An 11,942-nucleotide genomic window follows, 5' to 3' on the forward strand; every position below is an offset into this window, starting at 1 on the left:
CGCAGGTCCTCCGCGCCGCCCGGGCGGCGGTCGTAGCCGGCGGCAGCCGCCCGGCGCAGACCGGCCGCCCGCCGGGTGTGCTGCGCGGCCGCGTCCGGCCCGCGCACCTCCGCCAGGTCCTGGAGCAGCGACTCCAGGACGTCCCAGGGCGGCAGCGCGGAACCGTCCAGACAGGCCCGCACACCGTCGGGATCACGTCGCAGGAATTCGCCGTACCATCCGGCGCCGGGATCGAGCAGCGCCGTCAATCCGCGGATGTACGAGGCCAGTTCACTCATCGCCGTCTGCATGCACGGCATTGCATACCACCCGTGTTACGGGCGGACTACGGGAGTCTCAAAGCTTGACGGCGATCGCGGTGTGCGGCCGCTTGCCGCGCCGGACGATCATGCCGGGGATGTCGGTGGCCCAGAACTGCCAGGTGTACTTGCGCGCCATCAGCCGGCGCACCCGCCCCAGCCCCTGCTCGTCCAGCAGCCGGGCCTCGCCCTCCACCACGGGCGCCCCGGCCGGTACGCGGCCGCGCACGTCGCAGGGGGACAGCGTGACCCGCCCGTTGTTGCGGATCCGCTTGACCTTCCAGCTGTCGGTGCGGGTCCAGACGAAGAGCTCGCCGCCCTCCGCCGCGACCCACACCGGGGTGGCCACCGGCGTGCCGTCCTTGCGGTAGGTGGTGAGGCTGACGTATCTGCTGGCGCCGAGCTGCTCAAGACTCATGGCCGCAACCCTAGCCCGCGCGGGTGACCCCGTCCCAGGCCGCATTCAGGATGTCCGCCGTGCCCGCCGGGACCCGACAGCCGGTCCCCCGCCCCGCACCGGTCGCGGGAGCGGCCGTCGGGGGCCACGCAGGCGGCGAGCAGCAGGCCGCCCGCCAGGAGCGCGCCGAGGAGACCGAAACCGAGTCGCTGGGATGCGTTCCGTGCTGACACGCCTTCAGCTGTGCCCCGGAACCCGGCACGTCCACCACCGATTGCGCCGTTCGGCCCCGGGGGCCGTCCCGGCGGCGGACGTCAGAGCGCGGGTGCGAGCACGCAGCGCCGCAGGAGGTCGTCCATCGACAGGCCCAGGGCCTGGGCGAGGGCGGCGACGGTGAAGAAGGCGGGTGTCGGCGCCCGGCCGGTCTCGATCTTGCGGAGGGTCTCGGCGGAGAGCCCGGCGGCCGCGGCCACGTCGACCATGCTGCGGCCGCCGCGCGCCTCGCGGAGCAGCGCGCCCAGGCGCTCGCCGCGCTCGCGCTCCTCGGGGGTCAGGGGGGTACGGACCATGCCTGGATCCTACCCCGCACCCCCATTTCTTTACCGTGATTCTTATACCGGTATAGTTATTGGCATGGTGGAACTCAAGACGACTGACGAGATCGACGCGATGCGTGAGGCAGGCCGGGTGGTCGCCCGCGCCCTGGCGGCCGTACGGAAGGAGGCGCGGGTCGGCAGCTCGCTGCGCGAGCTGGACGGCACGGCCCGGGCCGTGCTGCGCGAGGCGGGGGCGACCTCGCCGTTCCTGGGGTACCGCCCGCACTTCGCCCCGGTGCCCTTCCCCGCCGTCGTGTGCGCCTCCGTCAACGACGCGATCGTGCACGGCATCCCCGGCGACTACTGCTTGCGCGACGGCGACCTGGTCAGCATCGACTGCGGGGCCCGGCTCGGCGGCTGGGTCGGGGACGCGGCCGTCAGCTTCACCGTCGGCCGGGCCCGGCCCGCCGACCTCCGGCTCATCGGGGCGGCCGAGGCCGCGCTCGCGGCCGGCATCGAGCAGGCCCGGCCGGGCCGGCGGATCGGGGACATCGCCCACGCCGTCGGCTCGGTCGTCCGCGCGGCGGGGTACGGCGTCATGGAGGGCTACGGCGGCCACGGGGTGGGCCGCAGCATGCACGAGGGCCCGGACGTGCCCAACGAGGGCCGGCCGGGGCGCGGCATGCTGCTGCGCCCCGGCATGGTGCTGGCGATCGAGCCGATGCTGATCGCGGGCGGCACGGACGACTACCGCACCGACCCCGACGGCTGGACCCTGCGGACCACCGACGGCAGCCGCGCCGCGCACGCCGAGCACACGGTCGCGGTCACCGCCGACGGCCCACGGGTCCTCACCGCTCTCTAGGCCGAACGGGCCCTACGGCTCGGCCCTACGACCTGGCCCTACGGCCTGCCGTGCGGGTGGACGACCATCGCCGAGCCGCCTCCCCTGCGGGTCTTCTCCGCCGCGGCCAGCCAGCGGCCGTCCGGGAGCCGCTGGACCCCGGTGGCGGCGCCGATCTCGGGGTTCTGCCGGAAGCCCTGGCCGAGGGCCTCCAGCTCGGCGCGCAGCGGGCTGTTCCACAGCCCCGGTTCCAGCTCGGTGGTGGTCTGGTTGCGCTGGCTGGCCCGCGGCGCGGCGATCGCCTCGACCAGCGGCAGCCCCCGGTCGAGATGCCCGGTCAGGGTCTGGAGCACGGTGGTGATGATGGTGGCTCCGCCGGGCGAGCCGACCGCGAGCAGCGGGCGGCCGTCCTGCAGCACGATCGTCGGCGACATCGACGACCGCGGCCGCTTGCCGGGACCGGGCAGGTTCGGGTCCGGGACACCGGGGGCCGCCGGCGCGAAGGAGAAGTCCGTCAGCTCGTTGTTGAGCAGGAAGCCGCGGCCGGGCACGGTGATGGCGCTGCCGCCGGTGGACTCGATGGTCAGGGTGTACGACACGACGTTGCCCCAGCGGTCGGCGACCGTGAGGTGGGTGGTGTTCTCCCCCTCGTACGTAGTGGGCGCCGCCTTGCCGGTGGTGGCGCAGGGAGCCGGGTCGCGCGGGTCACCGGGGGCGACCGGGCTGGTCAGGGCCCGGTCCGGGGAGATCAGGCAGGCGCGGCTGTCGGCGAAGCGCTGGGAGAGCAGCTGCCGGGTGGGCACGTCCACGGCGGCCGGGTCGCCGACCCAGCGGCCGCGGTCGGCGAAGGAGATCCGGGAGGCCTCGATGAAGCGGTGCAGGTACTGGGCCTCGGACAGCTTGCCGAGGTCCGCGCCCTCCAGGATGTTGAGCGCCTCGCCGACGGTGGTGCCGCCGGAGGAGGACGGGGCCATGCTGAAGACGTCCAGGCCGCGGTAGCGGATCTGTGTGGGCTGCTGCCGCTTGGTGCGGTACGCGCCCAGGTCGGCGGCGGTCAGGTCGCCGGACCGCACCACCCGGGTGGCGGCGGGGTCCACCGGGGGCTTGCGGACCGTGTTCACGATGTCGTCGGCGATCGGCCCCCGGTACATGGCGCCGGTGCCCTTGCGGGCGATCTCGGCGTACGTGGCCGCCAGGTCGGGGTTCTTGAAGGTGGAGCCGACGACCGGGAGCTGCCCGCCGGGCAGGAACAGCTTCGCGGTGTCCGGGAAGTCCTTGAACCGGGCCTGGTTGGCCTCGGTCTGGGCGCGGAAGGTGGCGTCCACGGTGAAGCCGTCCCGGGCGAGCTTCACGGCGGGCTTCAGCAGCTTGTCCAGCGGCCGCGACCCCCACGCGTCGAGGGCGGTCCGCCAGGTGGCCGGCGTACCGGGGACGCCGACGGACCGGCCGCTGGTCATGCCCTCGGCGAACGGGATGGGGACGCCGTTCTCCTGGAAGAGGGTCTCGGTGGCGGAGGCGGGCGCGGTCTCGCGGCCGTCGACGGTGTGCACCCGGCGGGTGGCCGCGTCGTAGTAGACGAAGTATCCGCCGCCGCCGATGCCGGCCGAGTACGGCTCGGTGACGCCGAGCGCGGCGGCGGTGGCGACGGCGGCGTCCACGGCGTTGCCGCCGGAGCGCAGTACGGCGATGCCCGCCGCGGAGGCGTCGGCGTCGACGCTGGCGACGGCCCCTCCGTAGCCGGCGGCGACCGGGACCTTGGCGGGGGTGCCGGCGGCCGGGGGCGGGGCGGCGGCTCCGGTGGAGACGAGCGCCCCGGCGAGGGCGACGAGCGCTAACTGACGTGCGGCGGGACGACGCATCCGTACCTCCGGTCGAGGGCCTGCACGGGGCCTGGAAGCGGCACTGTAACTTCACCGCACGGCCCGCGTCAGCGGCGCGTCGTCGCCGATACGATCCGCCGCATGAACGACGACGTGCGCAACATCGTGCTCGGGGTGATAGCCACCGCCGTCAGCGGCGGCTTCGGCTGGTTCGGCCGGACGTATCTGTGGCGCCGCAGACTCCGCCGAAAGCAGGCCTTCTTCGGGCTGCCGACCGGCTCGGACTGCCTGTTCGTGGTGGGCCGGCACATGGGCGACTCCGACCGGTCGGTGCACCGCAACGACGCGTTCGCGCTGCTGGAGGTCTCCGCGCTGATCAAGGACTGCGGGGCCACCGTGCAGATCGTGACCCACGACGGCGCCCGCCAGGGCTTCGGCGAGCGCGCCGAGTTCTGTGTCGGCGGTCCTTCCTCCAACTCCCGTACGGCCGCCCATCTGGCCTCGATGCTGCCGGGTGTCCGCATCAACATCGACACCGACCCCGGCCCGGAGCGGGGGGCGATCACAGTGGACGGGGAGACGTACCGTTGGGACAAGGGCGCGGTGGAGTACGTCCTGCTGGCCCGGCTGACCACGCGGGAGGGCGCCCGCCCGGTGTTCCTGCTCTGCGGGCAGACGGCGGTGAGCAACCAGGCCGGCGCCCGCTATCTGGCCCGGCACCACGAGCGCCTGGCCCGCACGTACAAGGACAGGGCGTTCGCCCTGGTGCTCAAGGTGGTCAACTCCCAGGCCTACGGGCCGGACGTGACCGAGCTGGTCGCCGATGTCACCGACGCGGCCCGGACACCCGCAGCGGCAGCCGTGTGACGCCGTTGATGAAGTTGGACACCAGGCCCCGGGGCGGGCCAGTGAGTTGCGGGGCGGGCATGGCGGCGCGCCACTCCTCGTGCAGGACGCGCAGCTGGAGCCGGGCGAAGTGGGCGCCGAGGCAGACGTGCGGGCCGTCGCCGAAGGAGACGTGCGGATTGGGCGTGCGGGCCAGGTCGAGCCGTTCGGGCTCGGCGAAGACCCGCTCGTCGTGGTTGGCGGCGGCGTGGAAGACCACCACCTTGTCCCCGGCGCGGATCGGCTGTCCGGCGAGTTCGGTGTCGGCGGCGGCCGTCCGGCGGAAGCTGAGGACGGGCGGGTGGACGCGCAGGAGTTCCTCCACGGCGCGGTCCACCGGGACCCGGCCGGCGGCGAACTCCCGGTAGGCGCCGGGGTTGCGGGCGAGGGCGAGCAGTCCGCCGGGGGCGGCGCTGCGTACGGTGTCGTTGCCGGCGACGGTCAGCAGGAAGAAGAACATCTCCAGCTCGGCGTCGTCCAGGCCGGCATGGGCCAGTGCGGTCATCAGGTCGTCCCCGGGGCGCCGCCGCTTGGCCTCGGCCAGCTCGCGCGCGTACCCGAACATCTCGCCCAGCAGGGCCGGGGAGCGCGGGTTCTGCGGTTTTCCGTCGGGGCCGAGGACCGGTTCGGGGGCGTCCTCGGGGTCCTGGTAGCCGATGATCCGTACGGTCCACTCCAGCAGCAGGCCCCGGTCGGCCTCCGGGACGCCCAGCAGGTCGGTCAGGTTCAGCAGGGCGTACTCGTCGGTGACGGTGCGCACCACGTCGGCGGCGCCGTCCTCGGCGCTCTCGCGGGCGGCGGCCAGCAGCGTCCGGGCCCGCTCGCGGACCCGCCCGGCGAAGGCGTCGACCCGGGCCGGGGTGAAGGCGCGGGCGGCCAGCCGCCGCAGCCGGCCGTGGTCGGTGGGGGCCTGCCCGGGGCCGCGCGGCCCCGGGGCGGGGTCCTGGTTGAGCATGGTGCGCCGGATGAACGGCAGATCGGCCGGGTCGGGGTCGCGGATCTGGGTGGCACCCAGGTACGAGGAGTACGTGCGGTGGTCGCGCAGCACCCGGACCACGTCGGCGTGCCGGGTGACGGCCCAGAAGCCGGGTCCGGCGGGCCAGCCGAGGACTTCCGGCTCGGGCTGCCAGGCGACCGGGAAACGGTCGCGCAGCACGCGGTAGCGCTCGTACGGCAGGCCGGCGGCGTGGATGCGGGGGTCGAAGACGTCCGGGACGTCCGCGGCGTGGTCCATGGGGCCACGGTGGCCGGTGGTGGACCCCGGCCGCAAGGGGACGCCGCAAGGGGACGGGGGTCACCCCACCATGCAGCGGGCGGGGTCGAGTTCGCCGTCCGGCCCGGCGAGGACGACCTCGGAGGTGCCGCTCGGCTCCGCCCGGGCGATCGTGCACACCAGCTGCCGCTGGGCGTTCGCGGACAGCTTGCGCACCGGGAAGGGCAGCCGGGCCCGGCGCGCGCCCGGTTCGAGGGTCTCCACCTCCGGTCCGACGCCCACGGTGATGTTCGCCACCGGTACCTCGGTGCGCAACCCGGCCGCCTGCTCGCCGGGGCCGGGTCCGCGCAGCAGCCGCTTCAGCACGTCGGTGGGCGTGGGCGGCGCGACGTCGTAGAACATGACCGGGAGGAGTTCGCCGGACGGCCCGAGGAAGTAGACCGCCTGGGCGTGGTCCTCCTGGGTCAGCACGGTGACGGTGGCGGGCTGGCCGCTCTGGATCACGTCGGTGGGTTTGATGCCGCAGCCGGCGGCCGACAGCAGGCAGCCGAGCACGGCGGCGGCACCGACGAGGCCGCGGACGGGGACCCGAGCGCGGATGCGGGCGGGCACCCGAGCGAGGACGGGGCCGCGGACAGCGCCGCGGACGGCGGACGATGGCGCGTTACGGGTCATGCCCGGGCCTCCGGGAGCGCCCGTGGCCCGGCGGTCGGGAGCGGCTGCCCGCCGTGGTCCGTCAGGAGGGTCCGCAGGGCGGCCTCCAGCGGCATCTCCACGGTGAACACGGCCCCGCCGCCGGGGCCGTTGGCCGCGCTGACGGTGCCGCCGTGCAGGTGGACGTTCTCCCTGGTGATGGCGAGGCCGAGCCCCGATCCGGCGGACCGGGTGCGGGCGGCGTCCGCCTTGTAGAAGCGGTCGAAGATGTGCGGCAGCACCTCGGGCGCGATGCCGGGGCCGCTGTCGGCGACCCGTACGGTCAGCCGGTCGCCGCCGGCCCGGGGCTCGGTGCGCGCGGAGACGCGTACGGGGGCGCCGCCGTGCTTGAGGGCGTTGCCGACGAGGTTGGCGAGCACCACGTCGAAGCGGCGCGGGTCGAGCCGGGCCCGCACGCCCTGCGGCAGGTCGGTGAGCACCCGCCCGTCGTCCCAGTGCCGGCGTTCGAGGGTCTTGCCGACGGCCTCGGCGAGGTCCACCTCGTCGAGGTTGAGCTCGGCGGCGCGGGCGTCGAAGCGGGAGATCTCCATGAGGTCCTCGACGAGGACGGCGAGTTTGCCGGTCTCGGCGCTGATCAGCCGCAGGGCGCGGGCGGTGTCCGCATCGAGGCGTTCGGCGTCCTCGTCGAGCACCTCGGTGACGGCGAGCATGCCCGTGAGCGGTGTGCGCAGCTCGTGCGAGACGTCGGCGGCGAACCGGCGGGCCCGCGCCTCGGCCTGCCGGAGCTCCTCGACGGAGGCCTGGAGGGCGCCGGCGGTCTCGTTGAAGGTGCGGGCGAGCCCGGCGAGTTCGTCGGCCCCGCGGACCTCGATCCGGGTGTCCAGCTGCCCGCGGCCCAGCCGCTGGGCGGCCTTGCGCAGGTCGCGGACGGGGCGGAGCACGCTGCGCGCGGCGAGCAGGGCGGGCACCACGGCGACGGCGAGTCCGGGCAGGGCGCCGTTGCGGGCGGCGTCGACCATCAGCCGGACCGTCTGCTGCTCGGTGACCAGCGGCATCACGGCGTAGAAGACGGCGCCGGTGGGCTGCCGGAGCCCGTTGTGCTGGAAGGCGGCGGGCATGCCGACGACGACGTACGGGGTGCCGGAGCGGTCGGTGACCCGTTGGAAGGCCCCGTGCGGCCGGCCGCGGAACTGCTCCCGCATGGCGTCGGTGACCATCGGGGAGCCCGGCCCGCCGCCGGAGCTCGCGCGCAGGCTGCCGTACTCGCCGTGGACGGTCCAGCCGTGCGGCTTGCCGCGCTTGGCGAGTTCGGAGACGGTGCGCTGGAGCTGCGGCTGGTCGACGGGCAGTTGGAGGGTGAACTCGCTCAGCTGCTCGCGCAGGCTGGCGACGGCCGTGTCCTGGCTCTGGGTGAGGACGGCGGTGCGCGCCTGCCGGTAGGTCAGGGCGGCGGTGCCGACCGCGCTGATCGCGGCGACCAGCAGGAAGGCGGCGATCAGGCGGGTCCGCAGGCCCATCGGGGCGATCCGTCGCACGGCGGGCGTCACCGGCTCACAGCGGGCCGAAGCGGTAGCCGAAGCCGCGCACGGTCTGGATGTAGCGGGGGCTGCGGGCCGGGTCCTCGATCTTGTGGCGCAGCCGGCGTACGCACGCGTCCACCAGCCGGGCGTCGGCGTGGTAGCTGTGCTCCCAGACGTACTCCAGGAGCTGCTGGCGGCTGAAGACCTGCTCGGGCGAGGCCGACAGGTGCAGCAGCAGCTTGATCTCGCTGGGGGCGAGCGGGATCCGCTCGCCGTTCCGCGCGACGGTCAGGCCGGCCCGGTCTATGGCGAGCTCGCCGTGGAACTCCACCCCCGGTTTGCCTCCGGTGTCGCCGAGCCGGCGCAGCACGGCCTTGATCCGGGCCTCGATGACCTCGGTGCGGGCGGGTTTGACGATGTAGTCGTCGGCGCCGGCCTCCAGGCCCACCACGATGTCGAAGTCGTCGCCGCGCGCGGTGAGCATGATGATGGGGACCTGGCTGGTCTCGCGGATGCGCCGGCAGACCTGTACGCCGTTGATGCCGGGCAGCATGAGGTCGAGCAGCACCAGTTCGGGGCGAAGGCCGGCGAGCAGTTCCAGGCCCTCCTCGCCGGTCTCGGCCGCGGTCACGTCGTGGCCGCGGCGGCGCAGGCCGAGGCTCACCCCTTCCCGTACGGAGGGGTCGTCCTCGATCAGCAGTACGCGTGGCATCGGGTCAGTGTTCCCAGGTGGTTCGTGCGCCTCCTGCGCCGGTCGGGCAGCGGCGGCTACTGCCGGGCACGGCGGCGGCGCAGGGAGTCGAGCAGGTCGGTGATCTCGCTCAGCCTCAGGGGCCGGGCGAGAAGTACGACGATCAGGGCGAGGGCCGCGGTTCCCGCCGTGGTGGCCGCAATGTCCCCGGCGGGTTCGGCGGCCCGGGCCACGGCGTGGGCGGCGGCGCCGGCCGGCAGGCAGGCGAGCAGCAGCCGCAGGTGGACGCCGAGGGCGGCGGAGCGCAGCACGCGTCCGCCGCCGAGCCGCCGGCCGAGGGTGTACGCGGTGAGCGCGGCGCCCGCGGCGAAGGCGACGGTGGTGGCCGCGGCCATGCCGGTGACGGCCCAGCGCGGGGGCAGCAGCAGGTAGGCGGCGGCAGAGAGGCCGGCGTTGAGCCCGGCGATGACCAGGTTGAGGAAGAACGGGGTCCGGGTGTCGGACAGGGCGTAGAAGCCGCGGGAGAGGACGTACTGGCCGGAGAAGGCGATCAGACCGGGGGCGAAGGCCACGAGCATGCCGGCCATGACCTCGATGTCGGCCGCGCCGGTGCGCCCGTAGCCGAAGACGCTGCCCATCACCCAGGGGGCGAGGGCGGCGAAGAGCGCGGCGGCCGGGACGACGAGGGCGGCGCTGGAGCGCAGCGCGTAGGACACGTCCCGGCGGACCGCGGTGAGGTCGCCGTCGGTGGCGGCGGCGCTCATCCGGGGCATCAGGGCGGTCACCAGGGAGACGGTGATGATGCCCTGGGGGACGATCCACAGCTGGTAGGCGTTGCTGTAGGCGGTGTATCCGGCGCCGCCCGCGAGGCCGGCGTCCACGGCGTGGCCGCCGGCGGTGGTGGACAGCCGGGTGACGACCCAGTAGCCGATCTGGTTGGTGAACACGAGCAGGACCGTCCAGCCCGCGTTGCGCAGCGGCCGGGCCAGGCCCTGGCCGCGCCAGTCGAAGCGGGGGCGCCAGCGGAAGCCGGCGGCGCGCAGCGACGGGGCGAGGGCGAGGGCCTGGACGACGATGCCGGCGGTGGTGCCGAGGCCGAGCAGCCGGGTCTCGCCGGCGGTCAGGCCGTCTCCGCCGTGGTGCGAGAGGTACAGGAACAGGCCGAAGACGCCGATGATGACGAGGTTGTTCAGGACCGGGGTCCACATCATCGCGCCGAACCGGCCGCGGGCGTTCAGCACCTGGCCGAGCAGGGTGAACAGGCCGTAGAAGAGGATCTGCGGCAGGCAGTAGCGGGCCAGGGCCACGGTGGTGCTCGCCTGGCTGCCGGTGTACGGGGTGTACGCGGCCACGATCAGCGGTGCGGCCAGCACGGCGGCGGCGGTGAGCAGCACGAGCAGGGCCGTGCAGGCGGTCAGCAGCCGGTCGGTGTAGGCGGCGCCGCCGTCCCGGTGCTCCTTGGCGGCGCGGACCAGCTCGGGCACGAAGACGGCGTTGAGGGCGCCGCCGACGAGCAGCATGTAGAGGATGTTCGGGACGGTGTTCGCGACCGCGTAGCCGTCGCCGAGAAGCCCGGTGCCGAGGGCGGCGACGACGACGGCGGAGCGGACGAATCCGGTGGCCCGGGAGACGATCGAGCCGGCGGCCATGAGCGCGCCGCTGCGCAGGACGGAGGTCTTGGCCGGGGCGGGCCCGTCAGTGGCGGCGGGGGGCCGGGCATCCGGCCCGGTGCCGGTGGTGGCCGCGGTGCCGGTGCTCTCGGTGCCGGTGGCCGCGGTCCCGGTGGCCGCGCCGGGGGCGGTGGCGGCGCCGGCGGCTGGGGCGGTGGCCGTCACCGGCGGGCCAGGTAGGCCTGGAAGGCCTTGTAGAGCGCGGTGTTGGCGTAGCCGTCCATCGGGGTCTCCCACTCTCCGAGCGTTTCCACGACCTGGCCGCCGGTGCCGAGCTTCCAGCGCAGCAGCCCGAATGCGCGTTCGGCCGGGTCGAGTGTGGAGGGTACCCCGCGCATGTCGTACTCGTCCGCCCCGAGGGCGTGCGCGTCCCGCAGCATGCGCCACTGCAGGGCGTTGCTGGGGCGGACCTCGCGGCGGTGGTCGGCGGAGGCGCCGGTCTGGTACCAGACCCGGGCGCCGGCCACGACCATGGTGTGGGCGGCGAGGATCTCGCCGCGGTGCCGGGCCAGGTAGAGCCGCATCCGGCCGGGTTCCTCGGCGTTGAGGGCCTCGTACTGCTGCTGGTAGTAGCCGAGCGAGCGGCCGAGCCGGAAGCCGTCGCGCTCCTCGGTGAGGCACAGCAGCCGGTGGAACTCGGGCAGGTCCGCGGCGGTGCCGAGGACGGTCTCGACGCCCTCCTTGGCGGCCTTGCGCACATTGCGGCGCCACTCCTGGTTCAGCCCCGACCACAGGTCGTCGCGGGTACGGCCGGTCAGCGGGACGCGGAAGACGTGGCGGGGCTGGGCGTCGCCGTCGGACTCACCGCCGCAGCGCCGCCAGCCGCGGGTGCGCAGCCGGTCGGCGACGGCGGTGCCGAGCGGGTCCACCCGGCTGGCCAGGACATCGGATATCCGGCGGCCCGCAGCGGTGGCGGCCTTGACGTCGGCGGCGTCCCAGCGGCGGTAGTCGGGGGCGGGGCCCATCCGGGCGGCGAAGGCGCCGGCGGCGCGCAGATGGCGTACGAGGGGGTCGAGCCAGCGGTCGAGGTGCGGGTCGGACCAGTCGACGACCGGGCCTTCGGGAAGGTAGGCGAAGTATTTGCGGGTGCCGGGGAATTGGCGATAGAGAACGAGCGCCCCGCCCACGGTCTCCCCCGACGGCAGGTGCCAGCCGAGGAATTCCGAGCGCCACTGGTCCTTGACCCCGGCCCACGAGGGGTACTGCAGGAAGCTGGCCTGGCGGTGCCGGCCCAGGAAGTCCAGGTACTGGCGGGCGGTCAGGGCGCGCAGGGTGAGGGCGGGCGGCCGGTGGTCGTCCTGGGCCCGGTCCTGCGGGGCGGTGGTGAGGAGCAGTGCGCACACGGCTGTTCGGCCTTCCCGTGGTTCTCGAAAGGGGACGGTCCGGAGTCTCACAGCGGTCCGTGACCGTGCC

General features: G+C 74.6%; 11 protein-coding genes and 1 pseudogene. 2 read left to right on the plus strand and 10 right to left on the minus strand.

Annotation, left to right across the window (positions count from 1 at the left end; genetic code table 11):
• From GPJ59_RS08570 to GPJ59_RS08580, 3 genes and pseudogenes are all read right to left on the minus strand, one after another.
• Positions 1-290 (minus strand): annotated as a pseudogene (locus tag GPJ59_RS08570) (hypothetical protein); the annotation flags it as partial.
• A gap of 46 nt (positions 291-336) precedes the next feature.
• On the minus strand, positions 337-717 hold the full coding sequence (locus GPJ59_RS08575) for a PPOX class F420-dependent oxidoreductase (RefSeq protein WP_219665866.1): 381 nt from the start codon (positions 715-717) through the stop codon (positions 337-339).
• Between the two features lie 293 nt (positions 718-1,010).
• Positions 1,011-1,265 (minus strand): helix-turn-helix domain-containing protein, encoded by a 255-nt coding sequence (locus GPJ59_RS08580; protein WP_219665867.1) that lies wholly within the window; start codon positions 1,263-1,265, stop codon positions 1,011-1,013.
• Positions 1,266-1,329: 64 nt separating this feature from the next.
• Here GPJ59_RS08580 and map point away from each other — a divergent pair, with 64 nt between their 5' ends.
• Entirely contained in the window at positions 1,330-2,097 is a 768-nt protein-coding gene (map, locus tag GPJ59_RS08585; RefSeq protein WP_219665868.1) for a type I methionyl aminopeptidase, read from the plus strand.
• A 38-nt stretch (positions 2,098-2,135) separates the two neighbouring features.
• Here the strand turns inward: map and ggt are convergent, their stop codons facing one another.
• Complete coding sequence (gene ggt / locus GPJ59_RS08590) at positions 2,136-3,935, minus strand: gamma-glutamyltransferase (RefSeq protein ID WP_219665869.1); 1,800 nt, start codon at positions 3,933-3,935, stop codon at positions 2,136-2,138.
• A gap of 102 nt (positions 3,936-4,037) precedes the next feature.
• On the opposite strand from ggt, the gene GPJ59_RS08595 reads away from it, so the two are divergent.
• Positions 4,038-4,763: a hypothetical protein gene (locus GPJ59_RS08595; RefSeq protein WP_219665870.1), complete on the plus strand. Its 726-nt coding sequence runs from the start codon at positions 4,038-4,040 to the stop codon at positions 4,761-4,763.
• Here GPJ59_RS08595 and GPJ59_RS08600 read toward each other — a convergent pair.
• Genes GPJ59_RS08600 through GPJ59_RS08625 form a run of 6 tightly spaced genes read right to left on the minus strand, consistent with a single transcriptional unit; the run spans position 4,723 to position 11,872 of the window.
• Entirely contained in the window at positions 4,723-6,015 is a 1,293-nt protein-coding gene (locus GPJ59_RS08600; protein ID WP_219665871.1) for a cytochrome P450, read from the minus strand. The two genes, GPJ59_RS08595 and GPJ59_RS08600, sit on opposite strands and share 41 nt — an antisense overlap.
• Positions 6,016-6,075: 60 nt before the next feature.
• Positions 6,076-6,669: a hypothetical protein gene (locus GPJ59_RS08605; protein ID WP_219665872.1), complete on the minus strand. Its 594-nt coding sequence runs from the start codon at positions 6,667-6,669 to the stop codon at positions 6,076-6,078.
• Complete coding sequence (locus tag GPJ59_RS08610; RefSeq protein ID WP_219665873.1) at positions 6,666-8,165, minus strand: sensor histidine kinase; 1,500 nt, start codon at positions 8,163-8,165, stop codon at positions 6,666-6,668. The genes GPJ59_RS08605 and GPJ59_RS08610 overlap by 4 nt, the downstream gene beginning before the upstream one ends.
• A 34-nt stretch (positions 8,166-8,199) precedes the next feature.
• The gene (locus tag GPJ59_RS08615; RefSeq protein WP_219665874.1) at positions 8,200-8,880 is read right to left on the minus strand and encodes a response regulator transcription factor; all 681 of its coding nucleotides are present in this window, start codon (positions 8,878-8,880) and stop codon (positions 8,200-8,202) included.
• A 56-nt stretch (positions 8,881-8,936) separates the two neighbouring features.
• Positions 8,937-10,694 carry a murein biosynthesis integral membrane protein MurJ gene (murJ, locus tag GPJ59_RS08620; RefSeq protein ID WP_374200811.1) on the minus strand — a complete coding sequence of 586 codons (1,758 nt, stop codon included), beginning with the start codon at positions 10,692-10,694 and terminating at the stop codon, positions 8,937-8,939.
• Positions 10,691-11,872 carry a lipid II:glycine glycyltransferase FemX gene (locus GPJ59_RS08625; RefSeq protein ID WP_308120199.1) on the minus strand — a complete coding sequence of 394 codons (1,182 nt, stop codon included), beginning with the start codon at positions 11,870-11,872 and terminating at the stop codon, positions 10,691-10,693. Before GPJ59_RS08625 ends, murJ begins: the two co-directional genes overlap by 4 nt.
• Between the last annotated feature and the right edge of the window lie 70 nt (positions 11,873-11,942).

This window comes from Streptomyces bambusae, assembly GCF_019400985.1.
Lineage (GTDB): Bacteria > Actinomycetota > Actinomycetes > Streptomycetales > Streptomycetaceae > Streptomyces > Streptomyces bambusae_A.